The sequence below is a fragment of the Vibrio nomapromontoriensis genome (assembly GCF_050337205.1).
Classification (GTDB): Bacteria; Pseudomonadota; Gammaproteobacteria; order Enterobacterales; family Vibrionaceae; genus Vibrio; species Vibrio nomapromontoriensis.
Map to the genome: position 1 here is coordinate 1 of NZ_JAKJSS010000011.1, position 19,792 is coordinate 19,792.

At 43.9% G+C, this 19,792-nt stretch carries 18 protein-coding genes and 1 other RNA gene; 5 read left to right on the forward strand and 14 right to left on the reverse strand.

Features of this window, described 5'->3' with window-relative positions:
* Positions 1–313: 313 nt before the first annotated feature.
* From L4D05_RS14570 to L4D05_RS14580, 3 genes are all read right to left on the reverse strand, one after another.
* Positions 314–1,129 carry a hypothetical protein gene (locus L4D05_RS14570; protein ID WP_428794472.1) on the reverse strand — a complete coding sequence of 272 codons (816 nt, stop codon included), beginning with the start codon at positions 1,127–1,129 and terminating at the stop codon, positions 314–316.
* A gap of 515 nt (positions 1,130–1,644) precedes the next feature.
* Positions 1,645–2,547: a MobV family relaxase gene (mobV, locus tag L4D05_RS14575; protein WP_428794473.1), complete on the reverse strand. Its 903-nt coding sequence runs from the start codon at positions 2,545–2,547 to the stop codon at positions 1,645–1,647.
* A 226-nt stretch (positions 2,548–2,773) separates the two neighbouring features.
* Positions 2,774–3,151, reverse strand: a complete 378-nt coding sequence (locus L4D05_RS14580; protein WP_428794474.1) for a hypothetical protein — start codon at positions 3,149–3,151, stop codon at positions 2,774–2,776.
* Between the two features lie 323 nt (positions 3,152–3,474).
* Here L4D05_RS14580 and L4D05_RS14585 point away from each other — a divergent pair, with 323 nt between their 5' ends.
* On the forward strand, positions 3,475–4,527 hold the full coding sequence (locus tag L4D05_RS14585; RefSeq protein ID WP_428794475.1) for a helicase RepA family protein: 1,053 nt from the start codon (positions 3,475–3,477) through the stop codon (positions 4,525–4,527).
* Between the two features lie 505 nt (positions 4,528–5,032).
* Positions 5,033–5,698, forward strand: a complete 666-nt coding sequence (locus tag L4D05_RS14590; RefSeq protein WP_428794476.1) for a hypothetical protein — start codon at positions 5,033–5,035, stop codon at positions 5,696–5,698.
* Between the two features lie 99 nt (positions 5,699–5,797).
* Here the strand turns inward: L4D05_RS14590 and L4D05_RS14595 are convergent, their stop codons facing one another.
* From L4D05_RS14595 to L4D05_RS14610, 4 genes are all read right to left on the reverse strand, one after another.
* Entirely contained in the window at positions 5,798–6,604 is an 807-nt protein-coding gene (locus L4D05_RS14595) for a hypothetical protein (RefSeq protein WP_428794477.1), read from the reverse strand.
* 354 nt (positions 6,605–6,958) lie between these two features.
* A complete protein-coding gene (locus tag L4D05_RS14600; protein WP_428794478.1) occupies positions 6,959–8,857 on the reverse strand; it encodes a DUF6538 domain-containing protein in 1,899 nt (632 codons plus the stop codon).
* Between the two features lie 90 nt (positions 8,858–8,947).
* Positions 8,948–9,044, reverse strand: an RNA gene (gene ffs, locus L4D05_RS14605) — signal recognition particle sRNA small type.
* Positions 9,045–9,231: 187 nt separating this feature from the next.
* The gene (locus L4D05_RS14610; RefSeq protein ID WP_428794479.1) at positions 9,232–9,972 is read right to left on the reverse strand and encodes a VP0952 family biofilm-associated protein; all 741 of its coding nucleotides are present in this window, start codon (positions 9,970–9,972) and stop codon (positions 9,232–9,234) included.
* Between the two features lie 51 nt (positions 9,973–10,023).
* Between L4D05_RS14610 and L4D05_RS14615 the strand changes: the two genes are divergently transcribed.
* The gene (locus tag L4D05_RS14615; protein WP_428755007.1) at positions 10,024–10,326 is read left to right on the forward strand and encodes an MGMT family protein; all 303 of its coding nucleotides are present in this window, start codon (positions 10,024–10,026) and stop codon (positions 10,324–10,326) included.
* 56 nt (positions 10,327–10,382) lie between these two features.
* On the opposite strand, the gene L4D05_RS14620 is transcribed toward L4D05_RS14615, so the two are convergent.
* Positions 10,383–10,826 (reverse strand): YbaY family lipoprotein, encoded by a 444-nt coding sequence (locus L4D05_RS14620; RefSeq protein ID WP_428794480.1) that lies wholly within the window; start codon positions 10,824–10,826, stop codon positions 10,383–10,385.
* Positions 10,827–11,122: 296 nt separating this feature from the next.
* On the opposite strand from L4D05_RS14620, the gene tesB reads away from it, so the two are divergent.
* A complete protein-coding gene (gene tesB, locus L4D05_RS14625; RefSeq protein ID WP_428755009.1) occupies positions 11,123–11,983 on the forward strand; it encodes an acyl-CoA thioesterase II in 861 nt (286 codons plus the stop codon).
* A gap of 60 nt (positions 11,984–12,043) precedes the next feature.
* Here the strand turns inward: tesB and L4D05_RS14630 are convergent, their stop codons facing one another.
* From L4D05_RS14630 to L4D05_RS14645, 4 genes are all read right to left on the reverse strand, one after another.
* Positions 12,044–13,078 (reverse strand): YHYH protein, encoded by a 1,035-nt coding sequence (locus L4D05_RS14630; RefSeq protein ID WP_428794481.1) that lies wholly within the window; start codon positions 13,076–13,078, stop codon positions 12,044–12,046.
* 149 nt (positions 13,079–13,227) lie between these two features.
* A complete protein-coding gene (locus tag L4D05_RS14635; protein WP_428794482.1) occupies positions 13,228–14,667 on the reverse strand; it encodes a coniferyl aldehyde dehydrogenase in 1,440 nt (479 codons plus the stop codon).
* Complete coding sequence (locus tag L4D05_RS14640; protein ID WP_428794483.1) at positions 14,667–15,860, reverse strand: iron-containing alcohol dehydrogenase; 1,194 nt, start codon at positions 15,858–15,860, stop codon at positions 14,667–14,669. The genes L4D05_RS14635 and L4D05_RS14640 overlap by 1 nt, the downstream gene beginning before the upstream one ends.
* Positions 15,861–16,098: 238 nt before the next feature.
* Positions 16,099–16,560, reverse strand: coding sequence for an Lrp/AsnC family transcriptional regulator (locus tag L4D05_RS14645; RefSeq protein ID WP_428794484.1), 462 nt, complete (start codon positions 16,558–16,560; stop codon positions 16,099–16,101).
* Between the two features lie 123 nt (positions 16,561–16,683).
* Here L4D05_RS14645 and L4D05_RS14650 point away from each other — a divergent pair, with 123 nt between their 5' ends.
* Positions 16,684–17,760, forward strand: coding sequence for a PLP-dependent cysteine synthase family protein (locus L4D05_RS14650; protein ID WP_428755014.1), 1,077 nt, complete (start codon positions 16,684–16,686; stop codon positions 17,758–17,760).
* A 143-nt stretch (positions 17,761–17,903) separates the two neighbouring features.
* Here L4D05_RS14650 and L4D05_RS14655 read toward each other — a convergent pair whose 3' ends face one another.
* Positions 17,904–18,998, reverse strand: coding sequence for a methyl-accepting chemotaxis protein (locus tag L4D05_RS14655; RefSeq protein WP_428755015.1), 1,095 nt, complete (start codon positions 18,996–18,998; stop codon positions 17,904–17,906).
* Positions 18,999–19,307: 309 nt separating this feature from the next.
* Positions 19,308–19,622, reverse strand: a complete 315-nt coding sequence (locus L4D05_RS14660; RefSeq protein ID WP_428794485.1) for a DUF1244 domain-containing protein — start codon at positions 19,620–19,622, stop codon at positions 19,308–19,310.
* Between the last annotated feature and the right edge of the window lie 170 nt (positions 19,623–19,792).

Sequence of the window (19,792 nt, forward strand, 5' to 3'; positions counted from 1 at the left end):
GTCAGACCGACCGAGATGCCTAAACCTGTTTAATTGGGAAGTAATCAATACTGTTTAACGAATGAGGCTGGCATCATGCGAATATCATCAGGGTGACGGAGCAAATCCGATTAAACACCGAATGTAGAGCTGCTGTCCGACCCACTGTTGTCAGCGGGAGCTATTGTTGACAAAAGAGGGAGTCCATGTAGCCCTGTTAAGGTGTGAGCAACGCAATACTGAAGCTACCGCATAGCACCTTAATCACACAAACCAACGCATGGTAAAAATGCCACGCGTTGCGAATCACTCTTAAACAGTTTGTTAGGCATATTTAATGTGGTCCAAACGCCCAATTATGTGCAGCCCAGAACTCTCCGTTTTTATTGAAAGCACTATATTTAGTTAACGAAGCATGTAACTGAGCAGGTACCACATAGTTGTAATACGTGCTTTTGGGAAGCTCAAGCAAGGAATATTGATAAGGAACAGCGAAAGTCTGAATATCTTCCGCATTATATTTATCCAACAATTCACTCACAGCCACGCTCGGTAAGTCAGCTATAAATGTCATTGATTTTCCACTAATATTGTCAGAGTAAATATCAAATCCCTTGCTATCTATACCTTCACAGTAACTCGGCTTACCACTTTGTGTTGGGTGGGAAATTAATACATAGTTCCGCAACATCTCTGGGAGCTTTGATATTTCTACAGTTAAATAACGTTCCTTGTACAGATATGCCAATATTTTTGTTGCTTCTTCCAGTTGGCGAGCTTTAGCTTCCAAGGCGTCTGATTTTGCCTTGTTATATAATTTTACATCTTCAGATTCAGCGCCATTGCCATATTTTTTATAATACCCTTTAGCATCCATGCTTATACATTTGAATAAAACCTCCTCCCCAGCACATAGTTTTTTCAGAATATCTAATATCACAATATCACTATCAATGATCTTACCACTCTCAATCCTTAACTTCTTAGAGCGTGAATCTAGATATTTTGCTTTGACCTTCAGTTTAATAGGGCTATCAACCTTCACGACAGCTCCCAGTGAACCAAGGAAAACAATTGCTGGCTCCCAATCAGGTTGGAAGCAAAGCCAACCAAAAGATAAAATCAAAACTACTAAACTTAAAATAAACAAGCTTTACTCCTTACTAGAGATGCCTAACATGTATTAGACTGCATCACGCTCGTATAGTCAGGAAAAGCACGTGCCTAACAGCCCAATTGATGCTACCACTAATACTCATAAAATCAGTGTATTAACAGCGAAATTGTTTTGGTCATCACAAATATGCTGCAAGTTGCACTTATAGTTTCTGATACGACGTATTTTTACATGTAGTGTGTAAATAAACAGGGCTAATGCAGAGGGGCGGAAGTAACAAACTTGGTGAGTTCGCTTGAAAGAAAACGGAATCAGTGGATAAAGATAAGGTTCTGAAATGCAAAAAGCCGCTAACAAGTAGCGGCTTTTCAAATGGGTGGAAGCCCCAGCCGCACCCAAACCACCAGCTCATAAACCCTTGTAACATAAGGATTTGAAAGAATCAGGCACCGTTGAGAGATGCGAATTAGTACCAGCGTTTAGTACCAACTCATGAATGCTTTTACACTAGCCTAGTTACGCTCACAGTTCAATAATTAGGCGAAAAGTTAACCCCGTTTTGGTGATGACCACGACTCTTGTTTCTTCTTTATTTTCTTTGCTAACTTCTCATCCCAGCACTTTGCGGTTTTACTCTCCTCAAACGCCACACCAACCAACTCAAAAGCCCTAGCCTGATGCTTATCCATCAGCTCTTGACGTATCTCTTCAGGGATTGGGTTTCCAAGGCGCTGCTCAACATCCTCAAACTGTCGCTCAATCAAAGGAAGCAGTCGCTCCATGATGGTGTGTTTCGCCTCGGTCATTAATTCCTTTTTAGCATCGAGCATACTTTGATGCAGACTCTCAGCCATTGAGTCCAACTCAGCATAAAAACTCCTGACCTTGGTGTGTTGCGCAGAGCCTCCGTAATTGGGGGCTGTGAGTCTTGGCATTACACGTCGCATTACCTCGTTGTATTCCCGTTGTAACTGGGACAAGTTCGATTTGTTAAACAGATCTCGCGCATTGAGAACCCGACGTCCATCCGGCTTTTCATCAAGAGGTACTATGGTGATGTGCATATGGGGTGACGATTCATCAAGATGAAGGATAGCACTCGCGAGATTTTGTCCGAATCGCTCCCTCAGCCATTCAAGCGTTGTATCAACAAACATTTCAAGGGCTGCATTGTCTGGCGTTCCATCAGCCTTATAAAATGCTTCAGGCGATAGCGTGATCAATCCATCCATACATAGAACGGCGTTACGACGCGGTGATGTGGTGAGATCGTCGAGTCGGTTTTGAACATCTCTAGCCATATTGTCTGTACCCACCAGCACTACATTGAGATGTTGTCGCGCCGGATCGGCATTGGGAGTGTGTTTGTGGTGTCGATGTTGGTGTGCGCCCGCTTGACGAATATTGGCGAAACTTTTTAATTTTTCGACACGTAGAATTGTTGTTGCCATTTGAAGTCTTCTTTATATAGAAGGCTACAAATTGTATATGCGTATGTCCAATCCACACAGGTTGGACTCAGACAATCGCAGATTGTGTACTCACTATACAATCACGGCGTACCTTGATAATTGTGTGAGTCCTGCGGAACTAAAAAAACCTCCAAATGGAGGTTTAGACCTAATGTTGATAACCGCTCATCCAGTTGCTACAGCCTAAGGAAAATTTATCTAAAACCTATTTTCTGTCACTAGGTTTTGGCTCAAGACTTCGGGCAGGAGAACCAATCGACGGTACTTCCCAGATTTTCATTTCCATGATTATCAGGTAATAGATCCATAATGAATCTCGTACCTTTTCCAGCTCCTTCCGTTGCTGAACACGGAACTCATGTCGCAGCCTTTGCACAATCAATTGCAACGCTCGATCACTTGCTAGCCGCTGTTCTAAAATCTCTCGCACATAGGCACGGCGCATTGAGGATTCCATCAGATGCAACTCACGAGTGACGACTTCAAGCTCCCCTATAAGGGAAAATACTTGTTTCAAACTTGCCGTGTCGCTACCCAAAATATGCGCAATTTCTGCTTTCAATTGGGCGCTTTTGATTTTCAATATATCCATCTCTTTATTAAAAGGTTAATCAATTAAAAATCAGATTGCTATCGAGACAGCTTGCCTTTTTGGGGCGTGAATTCACGCCCATATTTAACTTTTACAATGAATAAAAAACAAACTACTCAATTTGAATCACCAAAATAAAACCCAACAAATCAACATCATAACAACTCATTGACTTCATGCGGACTTTTCGACTAAGCGCTTTTCGTCTCCTTCTCTTTTTGCTGTACGAGCATATCTCCACTCCCTAGATTGAATGGAAACCAACCCGTGACGCGGGAGCACCTGCGACACGATTACAATGAGCAACAAATCGTATGCACAATCAATCAAAGAAAATATATGGCGCGTTAGAGTTTTCTATCGGCTCTGAAGGCTTCGATCACATTCAATCTTGGCTCGCAAAGAGCTTCTTCTCAAAATCCTCATTTGGTGTTATCTACGGGCAATCCGGATCACGAAAAAGCTTTATTACAATAGACCTGAGCTGTTCAATTGCTACTGGCACACCATGGCAAGGCAAAACGGTTGCCGCTGGCGCTGTGATCTATGTTGCAGCCGAAGGGCAAACAGGCATGGCTCGCCGTATAAAAGCGTGGGAAATTGCAAACGGTAAAGAAGCCAACAAACTCTATTTGCTCAGTCAAAGCACGCTTATCTCTGATGCCACCGTCAGAAACACCTTGATTCAGTCCATACGTGATATTGAAGACAGGGAAGGAGTTAAAGTTCAGTTAGTCGTCCTCGATACTCTTGCTCGTAACTATGAGGGCGATGAGAATAGCTCGGACGCAATGGGACAGTTTATTCGCGGCTGCGATATCGTTAAAGATCTTATCGATACAACCATCTTATGTGTTCACCATTGCGGCAAAGATACTTCAAAAGGCGTTCGTGGAAGTTCTGCGTTGCGCGCAGCTTGTGATTTTGAGTTTAAGGTGACACACAACGTCTCAACGAACCTAACAACACTAAGTAACACCAAGCAGAAGGATGCCGAGCCAGCACCGGATCTTGTATTTGATTTCCAAGCCGTAGACCTAGGCACGTTTTGTGACGAGAACAAGCCCATCACCTCTTTAGCATTAACGACACCTGCTACGACCAAACGTGCAGAAACGGACGAGAACCACCCAGTTATCAAAGCGTTGCGCGACGAGTTTAAAGGCAAATGCACAAGGGATGAGCTACGAATGACTTGCTTTCCTCCTCAAGAAAATGTGAAGGCAAATACAACGAATCAGCAATTCAAACGCGCTTTGACTCACCTACAAAACCAAGGCTTGATTACCATCAGCCAAAAAGGTGCAAAGGCAGGCGCTAGCGACGAAATTACGGCTCTTCGCCAACACGAACTAACTCACGAATAACAACCAGCTCTTTCGTTCCTACCTTAATGACAAATGACGCACTCATAAGAGTGCGTCATTTGTCATTTGGGTAGGAGCATGATTTGTGAGCTTATAAAAGTTTCAACTGATAATGCTACTGCCGGAAACCACTATTCTATTTCATCAATACAGCGCTAGATATGCTCTTTATATACCACCTAATTAGCGATTAAAGCTCTTGCTTAAGATTTGGGTTCTCGCAAGTAAAGAACGACAGTACAGAGCGCCTAAAGATAGCGACTACGTCTCGGCTTTTAGGAGGAGAATGGTTGTTGAGAACCACACTTTTGCCCCAAAGTGTGTTTCGACGGATTGGGCATCACTTTACCAAATACTAGTTTGACCTACTTTTACTTATGATCGTAAGGTGTGTACAACATCAAGGGTGCATCAAACACAACAAAATAAAGGATAGTTAAACAATCATATGTTCAATTTTATACGGACAATACTAGAAGATAGGACTACAAAGTGGATTTTAGCTATGATTGGTATAGCCTATTTGTATAGCATGTTTGTATCTCCATTCACTAATAATCAGTGCCAAACAATGAGCTGCCGCTGGGCTAATTTGCTCGATACTTGGAAAATTTGGCAATCATTAAATGCGTCAGTTATTGCATTCGTATCTGGTTTGCTCGTCATCTATAGCACAACTCTATCTGAACAAACAAAAATGCTTCAAAAAAGAAAGGTTGCAAGGGCATTTCTTCCAAAAGCTCTGGCAGAAATATCTAACTACCTCAAAGAGATGGCAAGTGAACTTAGAAAACCCGACTTACCTCAAAGTGCATTAAAGCGGATTGAATCCTTTCTTGAATTTACTCAACCAGAAGATAGCTTGCTATCAGAGCATTTGGTTATTGTTATCAATACCCTACAGGTATATGACTCAAGGTTGGATGGTTACTATGACCGAAGACGAGTTAGGCAAGATTTACAAGCGTTTAATCAGATCAACCTATGTACCAAACTCAGTGCTTTGATATCAGGTATGTATTCTTACGCACGAAACCAAGAAGAAATATATGAAAACAAAACCTTAGATTGTAATATGTTTGGTACAAATGACATCAATCTTTATATGACAAAAGAAGAGCTAGATGAATGCTCGAAGAAGCCGATAACGCTAGAGTTATTCTGCTCTTAAATAGAAGGGTCTGACATTGAATGCTATTTTGCACTATTAATACTGGGCACTGAGTTAAGGGGGTTTCTAAATCTAGAGACTCCCTTTTTTATCTGTTGGCTAAGCAAGGTATGTTGAGATTGCAGTAGCGATAGCAGCCACATTTGCCCCTAGTGGTACTAGCGAGAATAAAAGAGTCTTAGCAGCCGTTAGCATAGGTTTTTCTGCTTTGACTAGACCTTCACAAGCTTGGATTGTTTCAAGGTGTCCTTTCTTATCATCAGCATTAAGCTCAAGCTCAGAGATAGCCTGTCTTAGCTCAAAAAACATCTTATCCAACTCACTATTCTCAACGGTAATAGAGGCTGTTTGATTGTTATTGTTACCAGTGATGTTCTGGTTAATCACGTTCTCAGCATGATGGACAATCTGAATCATAGGAGCAGTAACCTCTTGTCTGTCATCCATTGGTAGTTCTAGCTCAATGTCCTCTAGCTTATAGCCAATCTCTCGCATCAAAGGTTCAGTGACATTTTCATTGAAGAATGAAACAAACGTATCTATTCGGTTAGAAGAAGAAGCACAGAACGAGATAGAAAAATTAAGTACATCCATTTCTTTGTTACCGATCTTCTGCAAAGCCTGATACATCACTGATAGCCTGTCATCAGTGTTGGTAGGGAAGATTAAAGAACCACTGCCTCTCATACCTTTTTCAGTAGCTTTTCTCTCTTTGTACCAATCACCAAAATCAACATTAGGATTGTTGATTAACTGGTTATGGATCTCAGTAAATAGCTCATCAGTACGAATGAACTCTAGAAGTAGAGACAATCTATCTTCAAAGTTGTTCATATCTGAATAACGAAGATCTGATGAGTAGTCGTGGAATCGTCTAATACTTTGTCTAGCTTTTCCTGCTTTCAATACGTTATCTCCTACAGTTTTGGTATGAACATTATACTCCTATGCTTAGCCACTAGGAACAATAGCTAACCAAATCAACGTTATAGTGTAATTTACCAATAATGACCTTTAGTACTGATAGATGGCACGGCTTAAAGTAGTAAATCCCCAAAACTTAATACACCATCAAGTTGATTAATCGAGACTCAAACAGGATAGATTGAGATACAACATCTAATCCGTAGTTTATGAATCTAGCAGTGCCAGTAACTCGTTTCTGTCCAAAGATGAGTTAGAACAAAACTCTCACATGATCTGCCATGTACCCACCTCCTCAGCCCTTCTACGGTGCGAGGAGGCTATTGAATGATATAGCTAGTAAGTTGCCACCTTAAACGGCTTCACACCCTTCAAAATATCACTGACGTCGTATTGCTCTATCGTGTCTTTGAGCACCTCAATGGTCATTGAACCGCCATAAAGATCATCGGTGATATTGCCGTTCCCATGACCAATAAGCTGCTTGAGAGCCATACCGCTTTGCTTGCGCATTTGATAATCAAAAATAAACGTGTGCCTTAAGCTGTAGAGCGATTTATTTTGCCCTGTAAGCTTCATCGGCTTAGTAAAAGTTTTGTAAAACCAATCTTCTACTTTACCGTAATAACCTGAATCTTCGGTATAGGTAAGATCTGGGAACAGCATTCTCCCATCGCTCACCGAATCTATATACGCTTGAAAACCGAGCGTAAATACAGCGTTAGGGATAGGAATATACCGCACTGCATTATCATTTTTCACGCTTTGATCTTCGTCTTCTGCTTGTATACAAAAACACAGCACACCATCGACTCGCCGTATATCTTTGATTCTAAGCTGACAAATTTCGTTAGGGCGAGCACCCGTTAACATTACTATCAACAAAACCCAATACTGGTAATTCAAACGAATATTTTCGCGCGTGTTGCGCCCAATCTTGCCTTGTGTAAACACGGCGTGTGAGAAGATTTTTTTGAGATCTTCTCGGATAAATGGCACTTTTTTCTGTTTCTTGCCTTCCTTGTTCTCCATCGTGCGCGAGCCGTCAGTTTTGGACGATTCACTCCCAAGACCTTCAAAGGGGTTATACGATAATTTGTTGTGCAGTACCGCCCATTTGTAAACCGTGGACACGTTCCTCATATCTCTTAACGGCTGTTCTTTTTTCCGAACCTCAAAACCTAGCGCTTCATTTTTCTTGATAATTTCATTGGCACTCAAGCCAACAAAATGCTCCCTTTGATGACCATTATTCGCGTTTTTGGGGAACAATTTTAGCTTGGCAAGGACTAGTGTGGCATCTTCTCGGCTAACACGAGTCATATCTGAATTGTCTAATAAGTCATGAACCAAGCGGCACGATCTCAAGTATTTTTCAATGGTTTTTGAGCTTACGTTTTTCGCTTTCTGCTCAAGCTCGTAACCTTTCAATACCGCCTCGATATCGACAGCTACCGCTGCACTCTCCTTTTGCTGGACTTGTGGTTTTAGCTGTTCATCTGACTGTAAAGGTGTATTGTGGCTTTCGTGCACTGGCTCTTGGTTTAGCCAGCACTCGTCAATATTAAAATCATCGGGCAAAGGTTCTGACGTGCCTGACTCGTACTCCTCTATCGCTTTCAGGACGGCTTTAGCTCCTTCGAGATTGAGTGAATCTAGGCAACGCTGATAATCTCGGTAAAACTGCCCCATCGCGATGTGGATGTTCTTCTTGTCTTCACGATAGTGCAGAGTGTCCAAGTCAAAAGCATGGTCATCCAACGCAACAATCTGTTCTGCAATGTCTATAGGATTCGCATCTCGCTGATAGATCGACTCAATAATGTCGATAGATGGGATGCTCGCGTCATTTCTGCGCAGCTCAAGACGCTGCCTTTGCGCCCTCAATAGATTGGGATTACGCTCGAACAACTGAATATACGTTCTCAACTTAGTAAGAGTTTGCCGCTTTAAGCCGCTTAGGTATTTCGAAATGTAGCCATCATCCAAAGGTGGATGATTTGGCATTACGCCTATCACCTTACGTCCATCACTGCTGTGCTTTTCTAACAACTCCATTTTTTCCCATACGACCTGTTGCAATTGAGATGCTCTCAATTTAGCAGTAGTGAGAGAACGAGTGGATAGCGATCGCTTGATTTCACGCCCATATGGAAAAAAAGATCGAAATTTAGTGGGGATTTGATAGCGGAAGTACCAGATTCCAGAGGACGAACGTTGGGTAAGATAGCGCATGTTTAGTACCACTATTTAGTACCAGTCGCTTTCTTCACTATATTTAAAGGGTAATTGCTTGATATGTAAGGATAAAGCTTAGAAGGGCGGAGACCCCAGCCACATCCCGGCACACAAGTCATCCGCTGCGGCTGCTTCCTTCCGGATCTGACCGAGTTCACGAACTATTGTTGCGGGAGGACCAGGGCCTCCATAGATTCTTTTGATTTTGCGCTAAGGCTAAATCGTGGAAAGGATTATCGGGTATAGGCGCATTGAATGCAATAGCTAAGCGGACTTTTTAGTGTAAGTTAGCGTTAAGTGACTAGAGATTAAACAAAAAGGCATTAAAGTGAACTTCAATGCCTATCTAAGAGCCACTTTGCTAACAAAAATCAGTGCTCTTGGTTTTCATGGTCACTTCGCAAAATATAATCTGTCATCCATGCCGTCCCTAGTAGGCATATCCAAACAACAAAAACAGGCTTAGGAACATCCACACCTGGAACAATCACTAATGCCGCAAACCCTACGCTAGGTAGCGTCCAACAAAGCAGTTTATTCCAGCGGAAGGTTTTAAGCTTACCAAGACTCTCCATTGACGCAAGCATACCGGTAAAACACAATGCGATGAGCGCTGCATGAGGTAAGCCTGCGGCCCAAATTGGAATAATCAGCGCCAGTGACCACCAGCTGTGTTTATTACTGCCTTTCCAATGGCTCGCCGCATACCATGCCACAAATACCGCAAAGCCTTGAATCAACGTGACCATTGGGGTGCCCCCAAGCTTCCCAGACAGTTGAGTCATCATAATTCCGACATTAAGCGTGATAACAATCAGGCCAACAAGGCAAACTATCCAAATGTTGCTGCGCCGAGAAGAGGCAACCATAAATACCGGAAGAAGAATCCACACGGCAATAGACATCGCTATTGTTTGCATTGGCAATGTGATGCCATATACCACCATTGCGGCGAGCAATGCCAACCCAGCTACCCCTCCTTGCGGAAGTACCCATAATGCTGGAATCATCAACGCTAAAACGGGAATATCACCTTCAGTAACGCTAATCGCTCTGGCGCAAACCATAGCAAGAACACTTGTGATTATGAATTGAAACACCGAAAATACCATTGCTCCTCCCTATACCGAACCATGGCACATTGAACTAGGACTACATTCAGTATGGAACAGTTTCGAACACAAATCTTTGCTGTGATTCACCAAATTCCGCATGGAACTGTGACAACGTACGGACAGATTGCAAAAATGTCTGGCTATCCAGGTTACGCTCGACATGTTGGCAAAGCACTGAGCGACCTACCAAAAGGAAGTACTCTGCCTTGGCATAGAGTTATAAATGGAAAGGGAGAGATATCACTAACAGGGGATAAATTCAGTGAGCAACGAGCCAAGCTGCTAGAAGAAGGCATCGTTTTTACTAAAAGCAATAAAGTCAGTTTAAAGACCTATGGCTGGCAGCCATAGTAAGAAGATGTTGTTCGCTATCTGGTCAATCAGCAAACCAGATAGCGATAGTAAACCTACTTAGCGCGCACACCGATAAGCAGTAAATTCACTTCATTGGTTTTATTTTGGTCTGTGATCACAGGGTAAGACGTATCGCTAATAAAGCGTAACTTACCGTCGACTTCAATACGTGCACTCACACTATAAGTATGACGGCTATCGATATCCGCTGCGTTGTAGCTTAATTCAAAATCAAACGGAACTTGCGCTCCATCGGTTTCAAAGGTTTGTTCTGCAATCAATGTTGCTGGCGCATCGGCTAATGACACATCTTGAAGTTTAACCGTAACGATAGCGTTTGGCGGTAATGCAATTCTTTCACGGTAAGCAATGGTGCCCTTTACTGCTGTCATACTATTCTCCGCCGTGACTGGCGCATCTGTTGCAGGTGCAGTCTGACAGCCAGCAAGCGTTAAACCCAATGCCACTGCCAATAAACCGGTAATTATTTTTTTCATAAAGCCTCTCTAATTAGTCAGCAAATATTCGCTGTTTTGTTCCAACTTGTTTCTCCAAATGATCTCAAGATGCTCGCTCAGCAACATTGGCTGCTGAGGTAATAGTTTGAAATCGTTTGAGCGTATTGCATTAAAGATATCAGAAATTTACCTAACCATCGCTCTAATAGCGGTATATTGCATCAATCTCATACCATTCCTACACGCTTTGTTACGCGATGGCCATCATGAGCCGCTTGACGAATATACTGACAAAACCCACACTTGCTTTATCGACCTAAAGTATAAGTGAATTTATGAGTAAACCATTACGTGAATTGCTGGAATTGCTTCAACTAGAAAAGTTAGAAGAAGGATTATTTCGTGGTCAAAGCCAACACTTGGGTTTACCACAGGTGTACGGCGGTCAAGTGATTGGGCAAGCGCTGTCAGCTTCTCGATATACGGTGCCAGATGATCGCACAGTACACTCGTTTCACAGCTATTTCCTCTACCCTGGTGATGCAGAGAAACCCATTATTTATGATGTAGAAAACCTGCGTGATGGTAAGAGCTTTAGTACCAGACGAGTAAAAGCGATTCAAAATGGCCGGCCAATTTTTTACCTCACGGCGAGTTACCATGGGCACGCGCCCGGGTTTGAGCATCAAACAGAAATGCCCGTTGTTGATGGACCTGAAAATTATGTTTCAGAGTCAGAATTGGCGGCACGCATTGCTGACTTCTTACCCCCAAAGATTCGCGAAGTATTTTGCAGTGAAGAAGCCATTGAGGTGCGCCCAGTCACTGTAATTAATCCGCTAAAACCGGAAAAAGCGGAGCCGAAGCAGTATTTATGGATCCGTGCAAATGGAGAGGTACCAGACAACGCTCTTATCCATCAATACCTACTTGGTTACGCATCGGATTGGCGCTTCCTAACAACGGCGTTACACCCACATGGCGTCTCAATTATGTCGCCGAAATTTCAGCTAGCAACGATCGATCACTCTATGTGGTTTCATCGCCCGGTTAAAATTGATGAGTGGTTACTTTATGCCATTGATAGCCCAAATGCGAGTAACTCGCGAGGCTTAGTGCGCGGTGAGATTTTCAATAGACAGGGAGAGCTTGTCGCCTCGACAGTCCAAGAAGGTGTGATGCGATTCAGTGAATAGTTAACGTAAAGAGTCTCTCCTAGTCTTTATGGGCAGAGAGACTCGCTATAAATAAGGGAATTAATGCCTATGGCTGCGAATGCTTGCACTGGCACCAAATGACCCATCCACCGCTCCTTTAAAACAGTTTAATACCCATGGAAACGAGTCGGTGACATAGTAACCATACTGGCCGTCGACAAACATGCCATTACATTCATCTAACGTCCCTAATGCGACAACATATTCGTAATCACCGCGAAATTGCCCATCATACTGCTGACTCACGACTGAGCCTCCCACTACTGGTGTACTGTAACTACCCACATCTTGTCTTACGCCCGACTTTAGCTGATAACTAGACGTGGCCTTTTTCACCGCTCCGTCCGTTTGATCTAAATAACAACTGCCATAGATAGGATAGCCGTCGGCAGCAAACCCAATAACAGGGGATGCGGCGCTACCGGCACAATCTTGCTCAAACAATGCCATCGGGTTGCCATGGTAATGATAGGTTCCGTCGGGTTGGACGTGGGCGTGGTGCTCATCGGTTCCAAAACCATTCAGTTCAGACATTGGGTCGAAGCGCCATGGGTTATTGATCTGATCCTGACCGCAACCCGTACGTTCATCGCCAACGTCATAACAGGCCGCGGCTAAAAGATCGATTTTTACGCCGTTGAGTAATACCGCCTCAGAGACAGGTAGACTGAGCGCCGTTATCGAGCCTGAATGCGAAGGGGAAGATGAAAACTCAAACTGCTGGGCTTGCTCCGACACATTGGTCGCAAATGACGCGCTCTGATCATTGAAGTCGTGATTAGGGATGCCGTTTGACTCTATGATGCACTCAACACCTGATGATGATAACGAAACGCTTCCGGTGTAAGTAAGGCTTCGTTTAATGTCTTCGACACTAGAAAAATAATCACCTGAATATTGCTCACAATTGGCGCTCGTTTCACTCAATAGCCGATTGGTAATATCACTTCCATTGGTTGGTGTGTTGCTCACCGTCGAGCCAGAACCTGAATCACCGCTACCACAACCAGCCAGTAGCGTCACCGTGCATAGTATAAACGCAAAATAATAAGCTTGTTTCGTTGTATTTGGCATCACACCCTCACTCATTGTTATCATTTTGTTACAATAACAATGAGTCTATGTGCTAACTGTAAAGTTTCACGGACCTTTACAGTGTTTTACTTAACGTACGCACACAAAGGGTGAGTGAGAATCCCTCAAAGCCCATCATAATCAAAGTACTACTCTGGGTATTTCCCCCACTTTCTATTGATTAGAAAATTCACCATTCGGCGGGCAAAACCAGAATAAGGCGCACCAAGAAATGCGGTTGCGGCCCACTTGCCTTGCACCATGACAGGGCGCATCTTAGATAGGCTATTGAAACCCTCTCGTCCATGATAATGCCCCATACCACTTGGCCCCACGCCACCAAACGGTAAATCGTGCTGACCCACATGCAGCATGACATCATTGACCGTCACACCACCTGACAAGGTGTTCTCCAGTGCCGATTTCTGTAACGCTTTATCATCAGAGAAAATATACAACGCTAATGGGCGATCTCGTTGACTAATAAAGTGATAGACGTCATCCAACGTCTTGTAAGTTAAGATAGGCAAAATAGGCCCAAATATTTCACGAGTCATGACATGTTCATCAGCTGCAGGCGTCACGACTAAGTGAAGAGGAAAACGTCGACTTGCCGCGTCAGGCTCACTGTCAGGGATAAGATTAATTACTTCACCACTGCCCTCTTTCGCCGAGCGCAGTGTCTCGCTTAAACGCTGGAATGACACATCATCAATCACAGACGTATAGTCAGGGTGTTCAATGGTTTTAAAGCGCTTCTTCACTATAGATTTCGCAGCCTTAATCACTGAATCAAGCTTATCTTCAGGAACAAATAGATAATCGGGCGCAACACACGTTTGCCCGGCGTTATAGAGCTTGCCGGTCAAGATACGCTTCATTGCTTTCTTAATGTCGTAATCTGGCGCAATAATCGTCGGCGACTTACCCCCTAGCTCTAGCGTGACCGGCGTAAGATTCTCTGCTGCCGCCGCCATCACTTTGCGACCTGTTGCACCAGATCCTGTAAAGATAAGGTGGTCAAATGCTAGCTTTGAAAACGCTTGGCCTGTCTCGCCTGTTTCCGCGATAAAACAAATTTCATCTTCGGTAAACGCCGTTGAAAACACATCCGCTAACACTCGGCAAAGATGCTGAGAGTTTTCCGACATTTTTACCATCACTCGATTACCAGCGGCCAGTGCAGCCGTCATTGGTCCTATGGCAAGAAACAGCGGATAATTCCATGGCACAATAATGCCCACCACACCGATAGGTTGCGGAATTACACTGTTTTTGGCTGGCTGAAACCATATCGCGGTATGACGTGACTTGGGCTTCATCCACTTTTTAAGTTGTTTACGGGCATCGACAATGCCATCAATCGAAGAGAAAAATTCGAGTAGTGCCGTTTCGGTAGAAGAGCGATGCCCAAAATCCTTGCTAATGGCCTCGCACAACGCCGCCTGATTTTGACGAATAAGGCGCTCTACTTTAGACAGATTACTCAGTCGTAATTCACGACTAAGAAAAGGCGATTCTTTAAATGCTCGTTTTTGCTGGTTAAAACACTCTTGCATTTGTAATTCACTAAGCTCGACTTGGCTCATTATTCAACTCCTAATTCGACAAGTTTTTCTAATAACTGCTGGCACTGCGACAATGACATAGTCTCGGGAACCGGATACTCACCAAAGGCTTCTTTTATCGCTTGTTGCGCAATACGAGGGATGTCTTCTACTTGCAATTCTTTGACGACTTTTGGGATCGCAATCGTGTCTAATAACGTTTTTACCGCGTCGGTAAACTGCGAGGATGCGCTCCCGTGCACACTGTCTTTATAGCCCAGCTCAACCGCAAGCTGTGTCAGTCGTGCGTTATCTCTTTGTTGAATCATCTCGAGGACAAGAGGTAATACTATCGCGTTGGCTCTCCCGTGCGGAACATGATAAAACGCGCCGAGTTGGTGAGCGATAGCATGAACATAGCCGATGTAAGTGCGGGTAAACGCAAGCCCTGCTTCAAAACTTGCTAACGCCATTTGTTCTCTAGCATGGGCGTTTTTACCGTCTTGGTACGCGGTGGGTAACTCACTAAAAATCCGCTTTATCGCACTCACAGACCATTGGCGAGTTTGTGAATTAGCGTACCCACTCAAATAAGACTCTATGGCATGAGTTAACGCATCGGCTCCTGTTTCTGCCGTCACTTGCGCGGGTAAACCTAACATCAATTCAGGATCCAGAATCGCGACTTTCGGCACCAAAAACGGGTCGGTAATAGAGCGCTTTTTTCGAGCGTCAATATCGCTAACCACCGCAGCAACCGTGCACTCAGAACCCGTGCCTGCCGTCGTCGGTATCGCAATAATGGGCATAAGACGACGATGTACTTTAAGTAATCCCGGCAACCTAGCGACGTCTTTCTTGGTTTTCACACTCGCCGCCATGGCTTTTGCACAATCCATTGGCGACCCACCACCAAAGGCAATGACGCCATCGCAAGTATGATGCTGATAGTGGACGACGCCACGCCTCACCGTTTCATAATCTGGATCTGGAGTAATGTCATCAAAGATTGAATAGCCTATATTCGCCTCATCCAACGCTTGCATCAGGTTATCGAGTAAGCCAAGCTTCATCAAAACGTGATCAGTGACAATACAGGGCTTACTCACGCCAAGTTCTTGGCATATTTTGGCAATATCATTCACCTTACCACGCCCAGAGATACACCTTGGTTGTGGGACTGGCACCATTTTAATAAACGGCTTCTTAACGGAAACCAAGCATTGGTGCAGCATATCGACGCTCCTTATAAACAAGATGACTGGGTGGACAAGCTGACATAGCGCTCATGACATAGTTCTCATGACATAGCGCTCACGAGGTAGCTCTCTGAGATCATTCAGATGACCCAATTATCACGGTTACGTTCTAACAGCTCAGCTTTTAATGACATTCAGTTATAGAGTGATTGCTCCATATAAGCAAGATTCTCATCCAAGAGTTGAGAGCCTTATAACTGCTACATAGTGCCCGCTAGCGAATCGGTAATGCCGTGGTGTATTTTAAAGGTTCCATGGCAAAGGTGGAGGTCACGTTCGATAATTCATCGATACTGTTGACCAATTTTTTATAAAACTCATCAAAACACTTCATGTCTTTGACCAAGACTTTCATCATATAGTCGTACTCCCCTGCCATGCGATAAAACTCCATCACTTCAGGAAATAGCGATACCGTGTCCACAAAGGTTTTATACCACTCGTGAGAATGGTTGGTGGTTTTAATCTGTACAAACGCCGTAAAACACAGCCCTAATGACTCCGGATTAAGCAAGGCAACTCGCTTACTAATCACGCCCTGATCTTCAAGCTTCTTTAATCGTTTCCAACACGGCGTTGTCGTTAAGTTCACAGCCTCAGCTAAATCATGCAACGAAAGCGTACTGTCTTGCTGCAATAAGCCGAGTAGTTTTTTATCAATGCTGTCGATTTCCATTAAACCCTCAAATAGAGAATAGCTTTCTCTAAAAAGTCATTTATACAGTAAATATAGCAAAGTTTTTCTCTTCATTTGTAGGTAAATTATTACCATGACGATAGCCAAGTAGGAAACCTAACTATGTGTACTGATCATCAATGGATAAACAATGCCATTCGTAAAATTGAAGCTGACTATCAACGCTCTGCCGATACTCATCTGATTAAACTCGATCTGCCAAGCATTGAGGGTATCGATCTGTATCTCAAAGATGAAAGTACGCACCCTACTGGCTCGCTAAAACACCGCTTAGCACGGTCGCTTTTCTTATACGCGATTTGTAATGGTTGGATTGGTCCAGAAACAACGGTGATTGAATCATCGTCGGGCAGTACTGCCGTTTCTGAAGCCTATTTTGCAAGGTTACTAGGCCTGCCATTTATTGCGGTGATGCCAAAAAGTACCGCCTGCAAAAAGATTGAGCAAATTGAATTCTATGGCGGTAAAGCGCACCTTGTTGATCGATCTGACCAAATTTATGCGGAATCTCGCCGCCTTGCCGATGAACTAAATGGTCATTATATGGACCAATTTACGTATGCTGAGCGCGCCACTGACTGGCGTGGTAATAACAACATTGCTAACTCTATTTTTAGCCAAATGGAGTTAGAAGATCACCCGATTCCTACATGGGTGGTCATGAGCCCTGGCACAGGCGGAACATCGGCAACGATTGGTCGTTTTATTCGCTATCAAAAGCACGATACTAAATTGTGTGTTGTCGACCCAGAAAACTCGGTATTTCACCACCACTATCGAACGGGCGATACGACAATTACGAGAGATTGTGGCAGTAAAATTGAAGGTATAGGTCGACCTCGCGTAGAGCCAAGTTTTATTCCTGGTGTGGTAGATGAAATGCGCACGATTCCAGATGCTGCGAGTGTTGCGACCATTCACTGGCTCGAAAAAATCTTGGGTCGAAAAGTGGGCGCATCGACGGGCACCAACTTATACGGGGCATTGCAGCTGGCGTGTGAAATGAAAAAACGTGGTGAAACTGGCTCTATCGTAACCTTGCTGTGTGACAGTGGTGAACGTTACCTCGACACTTACTACAACCCAGAGTGGGTTAAAACCCATATTGGAGACTTGCAGCCTTATACTGAAAAGCTAGAGATCTTTGAAGCCACAGGTGAATGCAGCGCAGATTGCTAAGTGCCAACTAAGTGCTAAGCCCAATCATTCAGCCTAAAGGCACAAACAGCTAGCCTGACGGCGCAAATAAACAGAAAAAGGAGTGATGCTATCACTCCTTTTCTGTTTATCCGTATCACTTTTATTTCGTTCAGTGTTGCGTACTACTTGCGGTCATAAGTACGATTAACCTGCATTTGCGCAGCCGTGATGTAGGACACCAAGTCTTGATACGCTCGGTCTAACTCTTCAACCACCAGCGCATCGACTGTATCGTTAGCAATAAGCTGCAACCCATCATGGAATGCCTTCGCTTTTACTGAAAAGTACTCAAGTGGTCCGCCGACACTGGCCAACTGTCGTGTTTCCTCATGGTTTGCCACTACCGTACCAAATGTCGTTTCAAGCTCGCCAAGCAGTAATAGCGCGTGATCACAGTTAGCCCCAATAAGTTTTGAGTGCGCAGTTGTCCACATATTGGTGTACTGGGCAATACCACTTGAGGCATAAATATCAACGGTACTTTTGTAAATGACATCAACGGTTGTCGAGGACAAGGACAATATGGCTTGCGTATCCTTAACAATTTCTGCCGCCCCCACCGATGCATCCGCCACCTGCACAGAGACTTTCTCGATATTCTCTCCCGCAAGGTTGGTGCTCGATTCAATTCTTTCCACTAAGCCAGAAATCTCACTGGCGGCCTCATTAGCTCGCCCAGCAAGAGAGCGTACTTCATCCGCGACAACCGCAAAACCCCGACCATGTTCCCCTGCGCGCGCCGCTTCAATTGCTGCATTAAGGGCTAATAAATTGGTTTGCTCTGAGATCTGGTGAATAATACTAATGAACTGGCTAATGTCGCCAGTTAATACCTGTAATGCATTCACGGTGTCTTTACTTTCAGCGGAAGATTGAGAGACTAAATTAAGTGAACGGTACATTTCTTCAAGTTGACGTTGTGTCGACTCAAATACACCCAGCTTATTTTGCAGCTGGTCACTTTGAGCAATCAAATCATTATTCGCGACCTCGATACTATTCGCAGAATCTACAAGATGAGGGACAACCATACCTAAGAAGCGTCGTGAACGAGATTTTTGCTCAGTCAGCACCTGCTCTATCGCCGCCACTTCATTCTGCTTCGCCGCCAACTGCTGCTCCAGCTCGGTAACTTGTTGCTGTAATGCCTCGTTTGCTGTTTTTTCAGTGAGTACCTGCTGCTGCGCTTCTTTTAGTTGTTTTTTTGATACAAACATTGAATCACTTCTTCCACCACGACCTTCCTATGTTAACTACGCTAACACTCAGCAAGGAATTATAAATAGCGTGAAGGATAAGTTGTGATTACGACCAAGCCCTATACCCCGATTAGGGTATAGGCAGAGCAATATACTAAGTAACTGTTAAAATTTGGTGTTTATTTAAGCCAATTAGCCCCTCACCCACCGTGATATGTCGGATCGTGGCGATAAAAATAGTAATACCTCTGACAATGCAGAGGTATTACTGAATAAATGCTAACTAGAAAGCGTACGATTGAAACTCGATGAAAAACCAGCTCAGAATTACTTTTGCTTGGCTTCAAAAGCCGCCAGTTGCTCTGGGGTCGCTTTCGGCTGATGATTTTGTTTCCACTCATCATAGGTCATGCCATACACTCGCTCACGAGCGTCATCAATATCGAGATCAAGCTCTGCTTGTTCCGCTTCCGCTTTATACCATTTGCTAAAGCAATTACGGCAAAAGCCCGCCTGAATCATCAAATCAATATTTTGCACATCTTTGTTGTTGTCAAGGTGTGCGAGTAAGCGACGAAATACCGCTGCATCTAGTTTATCTTGTTGTTCTTGAGAAAGTGTTTTGTATTTGAATTCTGCCACGCGATGTCCCTTATTTTACTATTTACCCTATCCGCTACAAACCACGGTTTTACTTGTCCCACAACGCCAGATATGCACCAGATTGCAATATAAGGCGATGTGCAATACCATTATTGTTTACAATTTGGATACATACAGTCAAGCACTGTTCATCATCACTGGAAGATAGA

Excerpts from the sequence above, each read along its gene's own strand:
- L4D05_RS14590 (WP_428794476.1), top strand. The coding sequence starts at position 5,033 with ATGATTGGTATAGCCTATTTGTATAGCATGTTTGTATCTCCATTCACT.
- tesB (WP_428755009.1), top strand. The coding sequence starts at position 11,123 with ATGAGTAAACCATTACGTGAATTGCTGGAATTGCTTCAACTAGAAAAG.
- L4D05_RS14610 (WP_428794479.1), bottom strand. The coding sequence starts at position 9,972 with ATGGTATTTTCGGTGTTTCAATTCATAATCACAAGTGTTCTTGCTATG.
- L4D05_RS14630 (WP_428794481.1), bottom strand. The coding sequence starts at position 13,078 with ATGCCAAATACAACGAAACAAGCTTATTATTTTGCGTTTATACTATGC.
- L4D05_RS14650 (WP_428755014.1), top strand. The coding sequence starts at position 16,684 with ATGTGTACTGATCATCAATGGATAAACAATGCCATTCGTAAAATTGAA.
- L4D05_RS14600 (WP_428794478.1), bottom strand. The coding sequence starts at position 8,857 with ATGCGCTATCTTACCCAACGTTCGTCCTCTGGAATCTGGTACTTCCGC.
- L4D05_RS14620 (WP_428794480.1), bottom strand. The coding sequence starts at position 10,826 with ATGAAAAAAATAATTACCGGTTTATTGGCAGTGGCATTGGGTTTAACG.
- L4D05_RS14615 (WP_428755007.1), top strand. The coding sequence starts at position 10,024 with ATGGAACAGTTTCGAACACAAATCTTTGCTGTGATTCACCAAATTCCG.
- L4D05_RS14640 (WP_428794483.1), bottom strand. The coding sequence starts at position 15,860 with ATGCTGCACCAATGCTTGGTTTCCGTTAAGAAGCCGTTTATTAAAATG.
- L4D05_RS14585 (WP_428794475.1), top strand. The coding sequence starts at position 3,475 with ATGCACAATCAATCAAAGAAAATATATGGCGCGTTAGAGTTTTCTATC.
- L4D05_RS14655 (WP_428755015.1), bottom strand. The coding sequence starts at position 18,998 with ATGTTTGTATCAAAAAAACAACTAAAAGAAGCGCAGCAGCAGGTACTC.
- mobV (WP_428794473.1), bottom strand. The coding sequence starts at position 2,547 with ATGGCAACAACAATTCTACGTGTCGAAAAATTAAAAAGTTTCGCCAAT.
- L4D05_RS14635 (WP_428794482.1), bottom strand. The coding sequence starts at position 14,667 with ATGAGCCAAGTCGAGCTTAGTGAATTACAAATGCAAGAGTGTTTTAAC.
- L4D05_RS14645 (WP_428794484.1), bottom strand. The coding sequence starts at position 16,560 with ATGGAAATCGACAGCATTGATAAAAAACTACTCGGCTTATTGCAGCAA.